The organism is Pseudomonas fluorescens, assembly GCF_004683905.1.
GTDB lineage: Bacteria > Pseudomonadota > Gammaproteobacteria > Pseudomonadales > Pseudomonadaceae > Aquipseudomonas > Aquipseudomonas putida_A.
This window is the reverse complement of the sequence record NZ_CP038438.1, coordinates 5,713,622-5,728,897: the sequence shown is the minus strand read 5'-3', so window position 1 is coordinate 5,728,897 and position 15,276 is coordinate 5,713,622. Positions and strand designations below refer to the sequence as shown.

Below are 15,276 nucleotides of genomic sequence, written 5' to 3'. Positions count from 1 at the left end.
TGTTCAATACGTTCAGTTAACGGCCATACGTTGCCACAACGCGTAGTACACCCGCCCGGATTTCTGCTCGCGGTGCAGGCGCCAGTTGCCCGGCAGGCCCAGCGTCGAAGGCGCGGTCTCGCTTTCAGTGTAGATCCACGAATCCGGCGCCAGCCATTGGCGCTCTTCCAGCAGGGCGCAAACGGCCGGCAGCAGGTTCTGGTTGAACGGCGGATCGAGGAACACCAGATCAAACGGCGTGGCGACCTGGGTTTCCAGATAACGCAGCGCGTCGGCGGTCTGCACCTGGCCGTTGGTGCAGCGCAGGGTGCCGAGGTGTTCCTTCAGGCTCGATACCGCTACGTGGCTGGCATCCAGCGCCTGACCCATGGCTGCGCCACGCGACAGTGCTTCAAGAAACAGCGCGCCGCTGCCGGCGAACGGGTCCAGCACCTTGGCCCCGGCCACATACGGCGCGAGCCAGTTGAACAGGGTTTCGCGCACGCGGTCCGGTGTCGGGCGCAGGCCCGGTGCATCGGGGAAGCTCAGTTTGCGGCTGCGCCATTCGCCGCCGATGATGCGTAGCTGGTTCACACCGTTGTGAACGTTCTGCGCAGGTTTTTTAGGACGAGTAGCCATTAATGCTCCGGAACCCCGAGCGGTTGCTCGGCAGGTTTATCAGATGGGGCCGGTAACGGCTTTTGCGGCACGGTCGGGCCAGCGCTGACGATGACCAGTTTGTCCGTGCTCAGGTGTTTGTTCATCGCGTCTTTGACCTGCTCGACAGTCAGGCTCTGGGACTGACGCATGAAGTCATCCAGATAGCTCAACGGCAGATTATAGAAGCCCATGGCGCCCAGTTGGCCGACGATATCGGCGTTGCTTGCGGTGGACAGCGGGAAGCTGCCGGCCAGCTCGCGCTTGGCGTCGTCGAGTTCTTTCTGGGTCGGGCCGGTCTTCAGATAATCGGCGAGCACGTCCTGCACCAGTTTCAGCGTGCCTTCGCTCATTTCCGCGCGGGTTTGCAGGTTGATCATGAACGGGCCGCGAGCCTGCATCGGGCTGAAACCCGAGTACACGCCGTAGGTCAGGCCACGCTTCTCGCGCACTTCGCTCATCAGGCGGGTGCCGAAACCGCCGCCACCGAGGATCTGATTGCCCATCGACAGCGCCGCGTAATCCGGATCGTCACGGTCGATGCCCAGCTGTGCGAGCAGCAGGTTGGTCTGCTTCGACGGGAACTCGATGTGATTGACGCTGGCTTTCGGTTCCTGCGGCTGGGCGATTTTCGCCAGCGCCGGGCCTTTGGGCAGGGCGCCGGAGACCTGATTGGCAATCGCCTCGGCCTCGGCGCGCGACAGGTCACCGACCAGTGCGATCACCACGTTGCCGGCCGCGTAGGCCTTGGCGTGGAATTCACGCAGTTGCGCCAGAGTGATCTTCGGCACGCTCTGCGGGTTGCCGTCACTGGAGTGCGCGTATGGGTGATCGCCGTACAAAAGCTTCATCAGCTCAAGGCTGGCGAGTTTGCCGGGATTCTGTTTCTGGTACTCGAATCCGGCGAGCATCTGGTTCTTGATGCGCGCAAAGGAATCGGCCGGAAAGGTCGGTTTGCCCACCACTTCGGAGAACAGCTTCAGCGCCGGCTCGCGCTGGTCGGCGGCGCTCAGACTGCGCAGCGAAGCCAGCGCCATGTCCTTGTAGGCGCCGTTGCCGAAATCCGCACCGAGGCCTTCGAAGCCTTGGGCGATGGCGCCGACGTCTTTGCCGGCCACGCCTTCGTTGAGCATGGCGTTGGTCAGGACTGCCAGGCCCGGTGCATTGCCGTCCTGACTGCTGCCGGCGGCGAAGATCAGGCGCATGTCGAACATCGGCAGCTCATGGGCTTCGACGAACAGCACCTTGGCGCCTTCGGCGGTGTTCCAGGCCTGCACGTCGAGCTTGCGGCTGGCCGGGGCCTTGCCGTCGAGTTCGGCCAGCGATTGCAGCTTCTGGCTGGTCTTGGCGTTGTCCAGTGCTTCGCTGGCGTCGGTTTTGACACCGGGCATCAGATAGAACGCGGCGGAGCCGATCACTGCAATGGCGATCAGACCAAGCAACAGGCGTGGGGATTTGCGCTCACTCATGAGTCGTCTCCAGTGGCAGGACATGGGCGACGCTGAGACGTTCGCGGGTGAAATACAGCTTGGCGGCGTTCTGGATGTCTTGCGGGGTCACGCTTTCCAGATCGGCGAGTTCGGTGTCCATCAACTTCCACGACAGCCCGACCGTTTCCAGTTGGCCGATGGCGGTGGCCTGACTGGTGATCGAATCACGTTCGAACACCAGGCCGGCGATCACTTGCGCCCGCACGCGCTCGAGTTCTTCGGCGGACGGTGCGGTGGTTTTCAGCTGTTCCAGCAGTTTCCACAGACCGGCTTCAGCTTGCGCCATGGTCTTTTTCTTCTGCGTGTTCGGCGTCGCCGACAGGGTGAACAGGCTGTCGCCACGGGTGTAGGCGTCGTAGCTCGACGAACCGCCCGAGACCAACTCTTCACCGCGCTCCAGTTGCGTCGGGATGCGCCCGCTGTAACCGCCGTCGAGCAGCGCCGAGATCAGGCGCAGGGCGTTGACCGAGCGCTTGTCTTCAGCAGTGGCAATGCTTGGCACGTTAAAGCCGAGCATCAGGCTGGGAAGTTGGGTCTGCACATGCAGGGTGATCTGGCGCTCACCGGGTTCGGCCAGTTCCAGTGGTTTCTTCGCCGGTGGCACGTCGCGCTTGGCAATCGGCCCGAAGTAGCGTTGGGCGAGGGTCTTCACTTCATCGGGGGTGACGTCGCCGACCACTACCAGCGTGGCGTTGTTTGGCACATACCAGGACTGATACCAGTGGCGCAGCTCTTCGACCTTCATCCGGTCCAGGTCCGCCATCCAGCCGATGGTCGGTGTGTGGTAGCCGCTGGCCGGGTAAGCCATAGCCTTGTAACGCTCGTAAGCCTTGGACATCGGCTTATCGTCAGTGCGCAGGCGACGCTCTTCCTTGATGACTTCGATTTCCTTGGCGAACTCGTCAGCCGGCAGGCGCAGATTGGCCATGCGGTCGGCTTCCAGTTCGAAGGCCACGCCCAAACGGTCGCGGGCCAGCACCTGGTAATACGCGGTGAAATCGTCGCTGGTGAACGCGTTTTCTTCGGCGCCCAGATCGCGCAGGATCAACGAGGCTTCGCCGGGGCCGACTTTCTCGCTGCCCTTGAACATCATGTGCTCGAGCGCGTGGGACAGGCCGGTCTGGCCCGGGGTTTCGTAGCTGGAACCGACCTTGTACCAGACCTGCGACACCACCACCGGCGCGCGATGGTCTTCGCGCACGACGACCTTCAGGCCGTTGTCGAGGGTGAATTCGTGGGTCGGTTGCGGGTCGGCCGCCAAGGCCGAAAGGGGCAGGCAGACTGTGCTGAGCAGCAGGCCTGCAGCGCGGCGGGCTAGAGCATTCATTCGTTTTTTAACCTGTTGGGCTGCCCGCTTGGTCTTAGCGTCGGCGGGCGAGAGGGTGCTAGGATACTGATCCGTTTTACCGGCGACCACGCCTATCAGGTTTTCAGGCCTGATGCGGTTGTATAGGTTGGCGGCAGAAAGCTGCGGTTTATCGACTAGACTTCGCTTTTTCGCCGATTTTGCCGGTTTAGTCCTTCGTTAATACGAATCTTTGGGGTGCCGCTGGCGCCTCGACAAAATGTTGCGCGTGAACAAGCTGGATGAAACACAGTCTGTTCTGCATCGAATATTTATTTGCCGGGGCGCCCTTATGGCGCGTCGCTACCGTGAGATAGCCGTCCTCCATGTTTGGTTCCAACGACGACAAGAAGACCCCAGCTGCGGCTGGCGAGAAGAAAAGCCTGTTCGGATGGCTGCGTAAGAAACCGCAGGAACCCGTCGTCGAACAGCCGCCCGCGATTCCTGAACCGGCTCCGACGCCAGCGCCTGCTATAGAAGAAGAGCCGGCGCCGATCGTGCTGCCGATTGCCGAGCCGGTGCTGCAACCGGTCGAACCCGAGCCAGAATCTGAAACCCCGGTGGCGGCCGAGCTGCCACTGACTCCGGCGGCCGAGCCGTGGCTGACCTTGCCGGTGGCGGAAGAACCGGTGGCCTTGGTCGAAGAGGCCGCGCCGCATGTGACGCCGCCGATTCCTGCACCTGCCGCGTTCGTCCCTGAAGTCGCTCCGGCGCCAGTGGTTGAGCCGGTTGTCGAGCCTGCGCCGGCTGTTCCCGAGCCAGTGACCCCGGTGGTCGTCGCCCCTGTTGCGCCGGTCGCTCAGCAGCCCGAGCCTGCACCTGCACCTGCACCTGCACCTGCACCTGCACCTGTCGTCGCTGCTCCGGTGGTGCCGGTAGAAGTGGTTGCTGAAACGCCAGTGGAAGCCCCGCGCAGCGAAGAAACCAAAGTCGGCTTCTTCGCCCGCCTCAAGCAAGGCCTGTCGAAAACCAGCGCCAGCATCGGCGAGGGCATGGCCAGCCTGTTTCTCGGCCGTAAAACCATTGATGACGATTTGCTCGATGAGCTGGAAACCCGTCTGCTGACCGCCGACGTCGGTGTCGAAGCCACCACGCAGATCATCCAGCGCCTGACTCAGAAGGTTGCACGCAAAGAGTTGGCTGACGCCGACGCGCTGTACAAGTCGTTGCAGGCCGAGCTGGCGGCGATGCTCAAGCCGGTCGAGCAGCCGCTGAAAATTGCCTCGCAGAACAAGCCGTTCGTGATTCTGGTGGTCGGCGTCAATGGCGCCGGCAAGACCACCACCATTGGCAAGCTGGCGAAGAAGCTGCAACTGGAAGGCAAGAAAGTCATGCTCGCCGCCGGTGACACCTTCCGCGCCGCTGCCGTTGAGCAGCTGCAGGTCTGGGGCGAGCGCAACAAGATCCCGGTGATTGCCCAGCACACCGGTGCCGACTCTGCTTCGGTGATCTTCGACGCCGTGCAGGCCGCCAAGGCCCGTGGCATCGACGTGTTGATCGCCGACACCGCCGGTCGTCTGCACACCAAAGACAACCTGATGGAAGAGCTGAAGAAAGTTCGCCGGGTGATCGGCAAGCTCGACGCCGACGCACCGCACGAAGTGCTGCTGGTACTTGATGCCGGCACCGGTCAGAACGCGATCAACCAGGCCAAGCAATTCAACCAGACCGTCGAACTGACCGGCCTGGCGCTGACCAAGCTCGACGGTACCGCCAAGGGCGGGGTGATTTTCGCCCTGGCCAAGCAGTTTGGTCTGCCGATCCGCTACATCGGTGTCGGTGAAGGCATCGACGATCTGCGTACCTTTGAAGCCGAACCCTTTGTCCAGGCACTGTTTGCCGAGCGGGAGCGTTCATGATTCGTTTCGAACAGGTCGGTAAACGCTACCCGAACGGTCACGTCGGCTTGCATGAGCTGAGCTTTCGAGTCCGTCGTGGCGAGTTTCTGTTTGTCACCGGTCACTCCGGTGCCGGTAAGTCCACGCTGTTGCGCCTGTTGCTGGCGATGGAGCGTCCGACCAGCGGCAAACTGCTGCTGGCCGGGCAGGACCTGAGCACCATCAGCAACGCGCAGATTCCGTTCCTGCGTCGGCAGATCGGCGTGGTGTTCCAGAATCACCAGTTGCTGTTCGATCGCACGGTGTTCAACAACGTCGCGCTGCCGCTGCAGATTCTCGGCTTGTCCAAGGCCGAAATCGCCAAGCGCGTGGATTCGGCGCTGGAGCGCGTGGCGCTGTCGGATAAAACCGATCTGTACCCGGGCGACCTGTCCACCGGTCAGCAACAGCGCGTCGGCATCGCCCGCGCCATCGTCCACCGTCCAGCCCTGCTGCTGGCGGACGAACCGACCGGTAACCTCGACCCGCGTCTGGCGGCCGAGATCATGGGCGTGTTCGAAGACATCAACCGACTGGGCACAAGCGTGCTGATCGCCAGTCACGACCTGGCCCTGATTGCGCGTATGCGGCACCGCATGCTGACCCTGCAACGCGGCCGATTGATCGGCGACGGGGAGGCCGGCGTATGAGTGCGACACGCAGTCCGAAGGTTTCCGAGCGCGTGGCCCCGAAAGCCGCCGACCCGCAACCGCCAAAGAAGAAAAAACACGACGATGACGACGGTCCGGACTTTTCCACGCTGTTGCGTTCGTGGATCGAAAGTCACCGCGCCAGCCTGCTCGACAGCCTGCGTCGCCTCGGCAAGCAGCCGATCGGCAGCTTCTTCACCTGCATGGTGATGGCTGTGGCGCTGAGCCTGCCGATGGGCTTGTCACTGCTGATCAACAACGTCGAGCGTCTCGGCGGTTCGTGGCAGCGTGCGGCGCAGATTTCGCTGTACCTGCAGCTGGATGCCACGCCCGCGCAGGGTGAATCGTTGCGCGAGCAGATCAAAGGCATGCCCGGCGTCGCTGATGCCGAATATGTCGGTCGTGATCAGGCGCTGGAAGAGTTTCAGCAGCAGTCCGGTCTGGGCGAAGCCCTGCGCGAGCTGCCGGAGAACCCGCTGCCGGGCGTGGTGCTGGTGACCCCGAACGAGGTCGACAAGCCGACTCTGGAAGCATTAAGACAAAAACTTTCCGAGCTGCCGAAGGTACAACAGGCGCAACTTGATCTAGTCTGGGTCGAGCGTCTGGCCGCCATCCTCAAGCTCGGTGACCGTTTTGTCTTCGGTCTGACGGTGCTTTTGGTGTCTGCATTACTTTTGGTGATAGGCAATACCATTCGTCTTCATATTGAAAACCGCCGCACAGAGATAGAAGTGATTAAACTCGTCGGCGGCACTGACAGCTATGTACGTCGCCCCTTCCTTTATATGGGCGCGTTGTATGGCTTCGGTGCGGGGGTTCTGTCCTGGGGTGTGCTGGCGTTCGGCCTGAACTGGCTGAACGACGCGGTGGTTGGACTGGCCGGCTTGTACGGCAGTGATTTCGCGCTGGCCGGAGTGCCAGTTGCCGACGGTCTGTCGCTCTTGCTTGGCGCGGTGCTGTTGGGTTATATCGGTGCATGGATTGCAGTCGCACGTCATCTCAGGGAGCTGGCGCCGAAGTAGAATCTTTTTTGCGCGTGATTGACCTTGCGGTTTTTTTGGGAACTTGTACTTGAATTCCCGGTCAATTTTTCGCAGTGCCGAGAGGCACGAGTATGTAAGTGGGAGGTTTTTTCGCATGACCAATTCTTTGCAACCTGCGTACGCGTTGGTTCCGGGTGCGAACCTGGAAGCCTATGTGCACACCGTCAACAGCATTCCATTGCTGACGCCGGAGCAGGAGCGTGAACTGGCCGAGAGTCTCTACTATGAGCAGGATTTGGGGGCGGCTCGGCAGATGGTGCTCGCCCACCTGCGATTTGTCGTACACATTGCCCGTAGCTATTCCGGCTACGGTCTGGCTCAGGCTGACCTGATCCAGGAAGGCAACGTCGGTCTGATGAAGGCGGTAAAACGCTTCAACCCGGAAATGGGTGTGCGTCTGGTGTCGTTCGCCGTGCACTGGATCAAGGCGGAAATTCACGAGTTCATCCTGCGCAACTGGCGCATTGTGAAGGTCGCGACCACCAAGGCCCAGCGCAAGCTGTTCTTCAACCTGCGCAGCCAGAAGAAACGTCTGGCGTGGCTGAATAATGAGGAAGTCCACCGTGTGGCGGAAAGCCTTGGCGTCGAACCACGTGAAGTGCGCGAGATGGAAAGTCGCCTGACTGGCCATGACATGGCCTTCGACCCGGCTGCAGAAGCTGACGACGACAGCGCTTTCCAGTCGCCGGCCAACTACCTGGAAGACCACCGGTACGACCCGGCGCGTCAACTGGAAGATGCCGACTGGAGCGACAACTCCAACCACAACCTGCACGAAGCGCTGGAAGTGCTGGACGAACGTAGCCGCGACATCCTCTACCAGCGCTGGCTGGCAGAAGAGAAAGCCACGCTGCACGACCTGGCGCAGAAGTACAACGTATCGGCCGAGCGGATCCGTCAGCTCGAGAAGAGCGCGATGAACAAGCTCAAATTGTCGATCGCCGCATAACCGGTGCCTCGGCAAACAAAAAACGCCCCGATCAGCGATGATCGGGGCGTTTTTATTTCTGTTTCAACACAAATCCCTGTGGGAGCGGGCTTGCTCGCGAAGGCGTCGTGTCAGTCACCGACAATGCTGGCTGACCCACCGCCTTCGCGAGCAAGCCCGCTCCCACAGTGATTGATGGTGTCTGAATGATTGAATGTGGTTATTCGGCCCAAGGCGCCCGACGCGAATCATCAAGCCCTAGCAGATAGCTGGTCCCGCCCAACTGACTCATCTGCTGGCGAATCCACCCGGCCCGGCGCGATACATAAGCCGTCGGATGGCTGGCGCTCCACACGCGCGGGTTAGGCAGCACCGCCGCCAGATAACTCGCCTGCTGCCGCGACAGTGACTTGGCGCTCACACCAAAGTGATGACGTGCTGCGGCTTCGGCACCAAACACCCCGTCATCCCACTCGACGCTGTTCAGGTACACCTCAAGAATCCGCTGCTTGGGCCACAACACCTCGATCAGTCCGGTAAACCAGGCTTCCAGGCCTTTGCGCAGATAGCTGCGCCCCGACCACAGAAACAGGTTCTTCGACACTTGTTGGCTCAAGGTGCTGGCACCGCGAATCGAACCGCCGAGTTCGTTGTGGGCCAGCGCAGCCTGAATCGCGCCGAAGTCAAAACCCCAGTGCTCGGGAAACTTCTGGTCTTCGCCGGCCATGACCGCGACCTTGAGATCGTCGGAGATCTCGTCCCACGGTTTCCAGGTGCGCTGCAGGTCAATCGGCTCGCCGTCGACCCAGGATTCGATCTTGCGCTCGACCATCAGCGCCGTGCCCGGCGGTGGCACGAAGCGAAACAGCAACACCAGCAATACACTGCCGCCCGCGAACCAGAGCAGGGCCTTCGTGAGACGACGCAAAAGTGAACGCAGCATAGAGATGGCTTGGCCGAACCGATAGAGCGGGCCATTATACAGACCCTGCCGAACGAGTCTGACTGGAGTTCCACATGCTGCGTGGCTTTCTGATGCTGGCCGCTTTCTTTGGTTTTACCGGTGTGGGCCTGGGCGCCTTCGCCGCGCATGGCCTGAAGAGCCGCCTGACCCCCGAGTATCTGGCGATTTTCCACACCGGCGTGACCTATCAACTGGTGCACACCCTGGCACTGTTCGGCGTGGCGCTGCTGGCCACGCAGATTCAGGGGCGGCTGGTGACCTGGGCTGGTATCTCGTTCGCCGTCGGCATCCTGTTGTTCTCGGGCAGTCTGTATGTGCTGACCACCACCGGCATCAGCAAGCTCGGCATCATCACTCCGTTCGGCGGTCTGGCGTTTCTGGTTGGCTGGCTGTGTCTTGGACTTGCCGCCTGGCGCCTGCAGTAAACCGCTTGACGCTTGGTGCTGACCTTTAGGTCATGATCGGGCTAGAATGCCACCCCCTAAAAATGATGGCGGCCAGGCGCATGCGCATTCAGTTGAACGGCGAATCCCTTGAACTGCCCGACGGTGAAACCGTTGCGGCCCTGATTGCCCGTATGGACCTGACCGGTCGCCGGGTGGCAGTCGAACTCAATCTGGATATCGTCCCGCGCAGCCAGCATGCCGACACCATCCTGAACGACGGCGACAACGTCGAAGTGGTGCACGCCATCGGCGGCGGCTGATCGCCGGCCCGCAAGGGCACAGAATTCTGCAAGACCCTCACCCCTAAAGAGGATTCCCCATGAGCATCGTTCGCAGCGACAAGCCTTTTGTTCTGGCCGGTCGTACTTACCAGTCGCGTTTGCTGGTCGGTACCGGCAAGTACCGCGACATGGAAGAAACCCGTCAGGCCATCGAAGCCTCGGGTGCCGAGATCGTCACCTTCGCCGTGCGCCGTACCAACCTCGGCCAGATCGAAGGCGAGCCGAACCTGCTCGAAGTGCTGTCGCCCGATCGCTACACCTTCCTCCCGAACACCGCCGGTTGCTACGACGCTATCGAGGCCGTGCGCACCTGCCGCCTGGCCCGTGAGCTGCTCGATGGTCACAACCTGGTGAAGCTGGAAGTGCTGGCCGACCAGAAAACCCTGTTCCCCAACGTGATCGAAACCCTCAAGGCCGCCGAAACGCTGGTCAAGGAAGGCTTCGACGTGATGGTTTACACCAGTGATGACCCGATCATCGCTCGCCAACTGGCGGAAATCGGCTGCATCGCGGTCATGCCGCTGGCCGGTCTGATCGGTTCCGGACTGGGGATCTGCAACCCGTACAACCTGCAGATCATCCTCGAAGAAGCCAAGATTCCGGTGCTGGTGGATGCTGGTGTCGGTACCGCCTCCGACGCCACCATCGCCATGGAACTGGGCTGTGACGCGGTGCTGATGAACTCGGCCATCGCCCATGCTCAGCAACCGGTGATGATGGCCCAAGCCATGCAACACGCGATCGTCGCAGGCCGCTTGGCCTACCTCGCCGGCCGCATGCCGAAAAAACTCTATGCCAGCGCCTCTTCGCCGCTGGATGGTCTGATCAAGTAAGAGCCATTGATGACTGAATCGAACGACACGCCTCTCCAGACGGAAGAGGGCGACGAGCGCCAACACCGCCGCATCAAGAGCTTCGTGATGCGCGCCGGGCGCATGACCGAAGGCCAGCAACGGGGTCTGGACCAGGGCGCGCCGCTGTACGTGCTGCCGCTGGCCGACGCGCCGGTGGATTACGATCAGGTGTTCGGCCGTTCGGCACCGCGCTCGCTGGAGATCGGTTTCGGCATGGGCCACTCGCTGCTGGAAATGGCCGCGGCGGCACCGGATCAGGACTTTATCGGTGTGGAAGTGCACCGTCCGGGTGTTGGCGCGCTGCTCAATGGCGTGCTGACTCAGGGCCTGACCAACCTGCGGGTCTACGATTGCGACGCGATCGAAGTGCTCAACCGCTGCATCGCCGACAACAGCCTCGATCGCCTGATGCTGTTCTTCCCTGACCCGTGGCACAAGAGCCGTCACCACAAGCGTCGCATCGTTCAGGCGTCCTTCGCCGAACTGGTGCGCAGCAAGCTGAAGGTCGGCGGCATCCTGCACATGGCCACCGACTGGGAACCGTACGCCGAGTACATGCTGGAAGTGATGAACGTCGCCCCGGGCTACCGCAACCTCGCCGAAGACGGCAAATGCGTACCGCGCCCGGCCGAGCGCCCGATCACCAAGTTCGAACGCCGCGGCGAACGTCTTGGGCATGGCGTGTGGGATCTGAAGTTCGAGAAAATCGCTTAAGCAACATGCAATAAAAACGGTGGGAGCGAGCTTGCTCGCGAATGCGATGGATCATTCAACGCTGAGTTGACTGACACTACGCCTTCGCGAGCAAGCTCGTTCCCACAGTTGTTTTGGGTGTTCGAGAAATTACAGGGTAGAGATGAAGCGCGCCGGCACCTGTTCTGTCAGCCAGACGCCGTTTTCGGCCTGAAAGAACTTGAAGCCCTGTTCTTCCATCTGCCGTGCGGCGACTTGCAGAATCACCACGGTGCCATAGCGCTTCCCGACGGTCGAAGCGGTGCCGATGTCTTGGGAAAGGTGCACGTGATGGCGTGATCCCGGGATCAGACCCTGTTCTTTGATTGAATCAAGAAAGCGCGTTGCTGTGCCGTGATACAGCGTTTGCGGTGGCGGTTTCTGCTCGAACTGCAGATCCACGCTTTTCGTTGAGTGGCCCTGAACCGCACGAATCAGTTGGCCGTCCTCGGAAATCGAGAAGCGCTTCTTGTCGCTACTTGTCACGACCGCTTCAATCAGTTCGCGATCCAGTTTGCGACCGTCACGCGCAGCACCGTTGATCAGTTCTTCGATATTTGCCCAGCCTTCAGAGTCCAGCGTCAGACCGATCGCCTGAGGTTCGTGGCGCAATACGAAGCTGAGAAATTTGCTTGTCTCGTCCAAAATTTTTTTGCTCATGAACTTCCCTGTCATTGCGATCAACTGTGGGAGCGGGCTTGCTCGCGAAAGCGGTGAATCATTCAACGTTGATGTTGACTGATACGACGCCTTCGCGAGCAAGCCCGCTCCCACAGTTGTTTTTGGTGATGGCTGAAAATCAGCGGCGGTCAGCGACTACGCCGATAAGCACCAGCACCACCAGCAGCACCGGCGCCAGGCTGTAGTTGTTGAACTGGCTCAGGCCCTTGACCACCCACGGCGTGGCGTAGATCAGCGCGGCGCCGCTGCCGATTACGCACAGCAGGGCCATCAGCGGTACGCGCAAGGCGCCGGCGATGCTACCCAGGCGTTGTTCGACCCAGCCTTTGAAGTCGGCGCCGAACAGCACCAGCAGGCAGCCCACCAGCGCCAGGGCGATTTCCGAGAGGTTGCTGCGGCTCCAGCGGGACACGGTGGCGAGCAGATCAAGTATCAAATCCATGCGGTTTTCCTTGGGGCGGCCGTTAGGGCTCAGCTCAGAAATTTCTGCAGCAAGTCGTTGAGAAACAGTTGTCCGCGCTCGGTGGCCGCCAGACGTGACGGTTCGACCTGCAACAGGCCACTTTGTTCTGCCGCTGCCCGGCCTTCTGCGAGGCTTTCCAGCGGCAGGCCGGTGCGTTCGGGATACAGGCGTGATTCCACCCCGGCAGTCAGGCGCAGGGCGTTCATCAGGAACTCGAACGGCATCTCGTCATTGCTCAGGGCTTTCTCGCCGGCCTGGAAACTCTTGGCTGGGTTGAGATAGTCCTTTGGCAGGCGTGTCTTCCAGGTGCGCACGATGCGCCCGTCCGGATGGCTGAGCTTGCCGTGGGCGCCGGCGCCGATGCCGATGAAGTCGCCGAAACTCCAGTAATTGAGGTTGTGCCGCGCCGGCCGCCCGGGCTGGGCATAGGCCGAGACTTCGTATTGCGCGTAACCGTGCGCGGCCAGCAGCGCTTGTCCGGCCTCCTGAATGTCCCACAGCGTATCGTCTTCCGGCAGCACCGGCGGCTGGTTCCAGAACACCGTGTTCGGCTCCAGTGTCAGCTGATACCAGGAGATGTGCGTCGGTTTCAGTTCGATGGCCTGACGCAGGTCGCTCAAGGCATCGTCCAGCGACTGATCGGGCAGGCCGTGCATCAAGTCGAGGTTGAAGTTATCGAACCCGGCCTGACGCGCCATACCTGCCGCGCGCACCGCTTCGTCGCCGTTGTGGATACGGCCGAGGGCTTCGAGTTTCTGCTGCTGGAAGCTCTGGATGCCGATCGACAGGCGATTGATCCCCAGCTTGCGATACGCGACGAACTTCTCTTGCTCGAAGGTGCCGGGATTGGCTTCCAGGGTGATCTCGATGTCGTGCGCAAACGGGATGCGCTGCTCGACGCCTTTTAGCAATCGCCCGAGCGCTTCGGCGCTGAACAGACTCGGCGTACCGCCACCGAAGAAGATCGAGCTGATCTCCCGGCCATACACCGCGTGCAGGTCCTGATCGAGATCGGCCAGCAACGCGTCGACGTATTCCTGTTCCGGCAGCACCGGGCTGGCGGTGTGCGAGTTGAAGTCGCAATACGGGCATTTGCGCACACACCACGGAATGTGGATGTATAGCGCCAGAGGCGGCAGCGTCGGCAGCGGCGCCCGAGGCGAAGAGGCGGCGCCGCCGATGATTAGCGACGACGCGGAGGGGTTGTCGGTCATTTCAAACCCAGACGCTGGCGCAGCAGATCCATTGCACGGGCGCGGTGGCTGATCTGGTTTTTGTCGGCCGGGCTCAGTTCGGCGCTGGACACGTCACGCTCCGGCACCCAGAACAGCGGGTCGTAGCCGAACCCGTGCTCGCCGCTGGCGGCGGTCAGGATGCGCCCGTGCCACAGGCCTTCGCAGAGGATCGGCAGCGGATCATCGGCATGCCGCACCAGTGCCAGCACGCAGACGAACTGCGCACCGCGCTCGGCTTGCGGCACGTCTTTAAGCGCGTCGAGCAGTTTGGCGTTGTTCGCCGCATCACCCTTGCCGTCGGCATAGCGCGCCGAGTAGATGCCCGGCGCGCCGCCAAGGAAATCCACCGCCAGACCCGAGTCATCAGCCAGTGCCGGCAGCCCGGAGATGCGCGCGGCATTGCGCGCCTTGAGGATCGCGTTCTCGACGAACGACAGACCGGTTTCTTCCGGTTCGACCTTGCTCCATTCGCCGATCGAGCGCAGTTGCACCGAATCGCCGAGCATGGCCTGGAGTTCCTTGAGTTTGCCGGCGTTATGGCTGGCCAGTACGAGTTGCGTGAGGTTCATCATTCGCCGGGAAAGAGTTCTTGGTTGAAGTTGATGGTGTTGATCTTGTTACCGTTCTGCACCTTGATTTCAAAGGTGCGGGTTTCCTGCTGCTCCACCGGGTACTGGGCGATGTAGTAGATCGCGCCCTGTTCGGTGACCTGGCGGAAGTTCAGCGGCACGCTCTGGCTGGTCAGGTCTTTGACCGTGCCGGTGACGTTGGCGATCAGCGGTTTGCCGTCCTTGATCACCGAGACATTGATCACGCCCTGGTTCTTGCTGCGGATCAGCTCGGCTGCTTTGGCGATGTCGGGTGTCAGGAAGGTCGAGTTGAAAGTGTTGTAGTGCACGGTAACGTCGCCGAACACTTCCTTGCGTTCGCCCTTGATGGCATCGGCGGCCACCGCCGACAGACTCAGGCAGGCGGCCAATAGCACAGTAATCAAGCGACCCATGATCGTTCTCCTCGAAATGTCGTGGTTCAGACCGCGACCCGATGATCTGCAAGCACCGGGCTGCTGACGCGGTAGATACCAATCTCACCTAACAGATTAGGCCATAGCTTACTGGCCCACCCGTGACGGTGCTGTTGATCCACGGCAAGCCGATCAATGACCTTCGCATCACGTTCGCGACAAAGTTCTTCAAAATCTTCGAAGGTGCAGAAGTGAATGTTCGGCGTGTTGTACCAGGTGTACGGCAGAAACTCGGAGACCGGCATCCGGCCCTTGCTTGCCAGATACCAGCGGCAGCGCCAGTGGCCGAAGTTGGGGAAGGTGATGATGCACTGACGACCGACCCGCAGCATCTCGTCGAGGATCTTGTCCGGGTAGTGCACGGCTTGCAGGGCCTGGGTCATGACGACGATGTCGAAACTGTTGCTGGCGAAGTTGCCCAGCCCCTTGTCCAGGTCCTGCTCGATGACGTTGATGCCCTTGGCCACGCACTCGGCGATGTTGTCGGCGTCGTTTTCCAGGCCATAACCGGTGACGTTCTTGTTGTCGCGCAGCCAGGTCAGCAGTTCGCCGTCGCCGCAACCGAGGTCGAGCACGCGGCTGCCGGCGGGGATCCATTCCTGGATGATTTCCAGATCAGCTCTCATG

At 61.3% G+C, this 15,276-nt stretch carries 18 protein-coding genes; 8 read left to right on the top strand and 10 right to left on the bottom strand.

The annotated features are described in order from the left end of the window. Nucleotides 1-12 precede the first annotated feature (12 nt). Genes rsmD through E4T63_RS26540 form a run of 3 tightly spaced genes read right to left on the bottom strand, consistent with a single transcriptional unit; the run spans nucleotide 13 to nucleotide 3,453 of the window. Entirely contained in the window at nucleotides 13-618 is a 606-nt protein-coding gene (gene rsmD / locus E4T63_RS26550) for a 16S rRNA (guanine(966)-N(2))-methyltransferase RsmD (RefSeq protein ID WP_134784882.1), read from the bottom strand. Then, nucleotides 618-2,105, bottom strand: a complete 1,488-nt coding sequence (locus tag E4T63_RS26545; protein WP_135296765.1) for a M16 family metallopeptidase — start codon at nucleotides 2,103-2,105, stop codon at nucleotides 618-620. Before E4T63_RS26545 ends, rsmD begins: the two co-directional genes overlap by 1 nt. Next, on the bottom strand, nucleotides 2,098-3,453 hold the full coding sequence (locus tag E4T63_RS26540) for a M16 family metallopeptidase (protein ID WP_025112091.1): 1,356 nt from the start codon (nucleotides 3,451-3,453) through the stop codon (nucleotides 2,098-2,100). Before E4T63_RS26540 ends, E4T63_RS26545 begins: the two co-directional genes overlap by 8 nt. A gap of 344 nt (nucleotides 3,454-3,797) precedes the next feature. Between E4T63_RS26540 and ftsY the strand changes: the two genes are divergently transcribed. The 4 genes from ftsY to rpoH all read left to right on the top strand — a co-directional run bounded on the left by ftsY (nucleotide 3,798) and on the right by rpoH (nucleotide 7,990). Continuing rightward, on the top strand, nucleotides 3,798-5,330 hold the full coding sequence (ftsY, locus tag E4T63_RS26535; RefSeq protein WP_135296764.1) for a signal recognition particle-docking protein FtsY: 1,533 nt from the start codon (nucleotides 3,798-3,800) through the stop codon (nucleotides 5,328-5,330). Continuing rightward, the gene (gene ftsE / locus E4T63_RS26530; protein ID WP_003229148.1) at nucleotides 5,327-5,998 is read left to right on the top strand and encodes a cell division ATP-binding protein FtsE; all 672 of its coding nucleotides are present in this window, start codon (nucleotides 5,327-5,329) and stop codon (nucleotides 5,996-5,998) included. Before ftsY ends, ftsE begins: the two co-directional genes overlap by 4 nt. Continuing rightward, nucleotides 5,995-7,020: a permease-like cell division protein FtsX gene (ftsX, locus tag E4T63_RS26525; RefSeq protein WP_007964135.1), complete on the top strand. Its 1,026-nt coding sequence runs from the start codon at nucleotides 5,995-5,997 to the stop codon at nucleotides 7,018-7,020. The genes ftsE and ftsX overlap by 4 nt, the downstream gene beginning before the upstream one ends. A 115-nt stretch (nucleotides 7,021-7,135) precedes the next feature. Then, nucleotides 7,136-7,990 carry an RNA polymerase sigma factor RpoH gene (rpoH, locus tag E4T63_RS26520; RefSeq protein WP_003229146.1) on the top strand — a complete coding sequence of 285 codons (855 nt, stop codon included), beginning with the start codon at nucleotides 7,136-7,138 and terminating at the stop codon, nucleotides 7,988-7,990. 199 nt (nucleotides 7,991-8,189) lie between these two features. Here the strand turns inward: rpoH and mtgA are convergent, their stop codons facing one another. After that, entirely contained in the window at nucleotides 8,190-8,912 is a 723-nt protein-coding gene (mtgA, locus tag E4T63_RS26515; RefSeq protein ID WP_135296763.1) for a monofunctional biosynthetic peptidoglycan transglycosylase, read from the bottom strand. Nucleotides 8,913-8,986: 74 nt separating this feature from the next. On the opposite strand from mtgA, the gene E4T63_RS26510 reads away from it, so the two are divergent. From E4T63_RS26510 to trmB, 4 genes are all read left to right on the top strand, one after another. Then, nucleotides 8,987-9,358, top strand: a complete 372-nt coding sequence (locus E4T63_RS26510; RefSeq protein WP_003229144.1) for a DUF423 domain-containing protein — start codon at nucleotides 8,987-8,989, stop codon at nucleotides 9,356-9,358. A gap of 80 nt (nucleotides 9,359-9,438) precedes the next feature. Further along, nucleotides 9,439-9,639: a sulfur carrier protein ThiS gene (thiS, locus tag E4T63_RS26505; RefSeq protein ID WP_167734067.1), complete on the top strand. Its 201-nt coding sequence runs from the start codon at nucleotides 9,439-9,441 to the stop codon at nucleotides 9,637-9,639. 59 nt (nucleotides 9,640-9,698) lie between these two features. Continuing rightward, nucleotides 9,699-10,493, top strand: coding sequence for a thiazole synthase (locus E4T63_RS26500; protein WP_007964131.1), 795 nt, complete (start codon nucleotides 9,699-9,701; stop codon nucleotides 10,491-10,493). A 9-nt stretch (nucleotides 10,494-10,502) separates the two neighbouring features. Next, nucleotides 10,503-11,228 (top strand): tRNA (guanosine(46)-N7)-methyltransferase TrmB, encoded by a 726-nt coding sequence (trmB, locus tag E4T63_RS26495; RefSeq protein WP_098966076.1) that lies wholly within the window; start codon nucleotides 10,503-10,505, stop codon nucleotides 11,226-11,228. A 129-nt stretch (nucleotides 11,229-11,357) separates the two neighbouring features. Here trmB and E4T63_RS26490 read toward each other — a convergent pair whose 3' ends face one another. The 6 genes from E4T63_RS26490 to metW all read right to left on the bottom strand — a co-directional run bounded on the left by E4T63_RS26490 (nucleotide 11,358) and on the right by metW (nucleotide 15,275). After that, complete coding sequence (locus E4T63_RS26490) at nucleotides 11,358-11,906, bottom strand: RNA 2'-phosphotransferase (RefSeq protein WP_135296957.1); 549 nt, start codon at nucleotides 11,904-11,906, stop codon at nucleotides 11,358-11,360. 139 nt (nucleotides 11,907-12,045) lie between these two features. After that, nucleotides 12,046-12,369: a DUF3392 domain-containing protein gene (locus E4T63_RS26485; protein ID WP_003229134.1), complete on the bottom strand. Its 324-nt coding sequence runs from the start codon at nucleotides 12,367-12,369 to the stop codon at nucleotides 12,046-12,048. 29 nt (nucleotides 12,370-12,398) lie between these two features. Next, entirely contained in the window at nucleotides 12,399-13,604 is a 1,206-nt protein-coding gene (hemW, locus tag E4T63_RS26480) for a radical SAM family heme chaperone HemW (RefSeq protein WP_135296762.1), read from the bottom strand. Further along, a complete protein-coding gene (rdgB, locus tag E4T63_RS26475) occupies nucleotides 13,601-14,197 on the bottom strand; it encodes an RdgB/HAM1 family non-canonical purine NTP pyrophosphatase (RefSeq protein WP_041063545.1) in 597 nt (198 codons plus the stop codon). The genes hemW and rdgB overlap by 4 nt, the downstream gene beginning before the upstream one ends. Next, a complete protein-coding gene (locus E4T63_RS26470) occupies nucleotides 14,194-14,628 on the bottom strand; it encodes a DUF4426 domain-containing protein (protein ID WP_135296761.1) in 435 nt (144 codons plus the stop codon). Before E4T63_RS26470 ends, rdgB begins: the two co-directional genes overlap by 4 nt. A gap of 26 nt (nucleotides 14,629-14,654) precedes the next feature. Then, nucleotides 14,655-15,275 carry a methionine biosynthesis protein MetW gene (metW, locus tag E4T63_RS26465; RefSeq protein ID WP_003229126.1) on the bottom strand — a complete coding sequence of 207 codons (621 nt, stop codon included), beginning with the start codon at nucleotides 15,273-15,275 and terminating at the stop codon, nucleotides 14,655-14,657. Nucleotide 15,276: the final 1 nt, after the last annotated feature.

Excerpts from the sequence above, each read along its gene's own strand:
- hemW (WP_135296762.1), bottom strand. The coding sequence starts at position 13,604 with ATGACCGACAACCCCTCCGCGTCGTCGCTAATCATCGGCGGCGCCGCC.
- E4T63_RS26545 (WP_135296765.1), bottom strand. The coding sequence starts at position 2,105 with ATGAGTGAGCGCAAATCCCCACGCCTGTTGCTTGGTCTGATCGCCATT.
- E4T63_RS26510 (WP_003229144.1), top strand. The coding sequence starts at position 8,987 with ATGCTGCGTGGCTTTCTGATGCTGGCCGCTTTCTTTGGTTTTACCGGT.
- ftsX (WP_007964135.1), top strand. The coding sequence starts at position 5,995 with ATGAGTGCGACACGCAGTCCGAAGGTTTCCGAGCGCGTGGCCCCGAAA.
- ftsE (WP_003229148.1), top strand. The coding sequence starts at position 5,327 with ATGATTCGTTTCGAACAGGTCGGTAAACGCTACCCGAACGGTCACGTC.
- rpoH (WP_003229146.1), top strand. The coding sequence starts at position 7,136 with ATGACCAATTCTTTGCAACCTGCGTACGCGTTGGTTCCGGGTGCGAAC.
- E4T63_RS26485 (WP_003229134.1), bottom strand. The coding sequence starts at position 12,369 with ATGGATTTGATACTTGATCTGCTCGCCACCGTGTCCCGCTGGAGCCGC.
- trmB (WP_098966076.1), top strand. The coding sequence starts at position 10,503 with ATGACTGAATCGAACGACACGCCTCTCCAGACGGAAGAGGGCGACGAG.
- mtgA (WP_135296763.1), bottom strand. The coding sequence starts at position 8,912 with ATGCTGCGTTCACTTTTGCGTCGTCTCACGAAGGCCCTGCTCTGGTTC.
- metW (WP_003229126.1), bottom strand. The coding sequence starts at position 15,275 with ATGAGAGCTGATCTGGAAATCATCCAGGAATGGATCCCCGCCGGCAGC.
- rsmD (WP_134784882.1), bottom strand. The coding sequence starts at position 618 with ATGGCTACTCGTCCTAAAAAACCTGCGCAGAACGTTCACAACGGTGTG.
- thiS (WP_167734067.1), top strand. The coding sequence starts at position 9,439 with ATGCGCATTCAGTTGAACGGCGAATCCCTTGAACTGCCCGACGGTGAA.
- E4T63_RS26500 (WP_007964131.1), top strand. The coding sequence starts at position 9,699 with ATGAGCATCGTTCGCAGCGACAAGCCTTTTGTTCTGGCCGGTCGTACT.
- E4T63_RS26470 (WP_135296761.1), bottom strand. The coding sequence starts at position 14,628 with ATGGGTCGCTTGATTACTGTGCTATTGGCCGCCTGCCTGAGTCTGTCG.
- E4T63_RS26540 (WP_025112091.1), bottom strand. The coding sequence starts at position 3,453 with ATGAATGCTCTAGCCCGCCGCGCTGCAGGCCTGCTGCTCAGCACAGTC.
- E4T63_RS26490 (WP_135296957.1), bottom strand. The coding sequence starts at position 11,906 with ATGAGCAAAAAAATTTTGGACGAGACAAGCAAATTTCTCAGCTTCGTA.
- ftsY (WP_135296764.1), top strand. The coding sequence starts at position 3,798 with ATGTTTGGTTCCAACGACGACAAGAAGACCCCAGCTGCGGCTGGCGAG.
- rdgB (WP_041063545.1), bottom strand. The coding sequence starts at position 14,197 with ATGATGAACCTCACGCAACTCGTACTGGCCAGCCATAACGCCGGCAAA.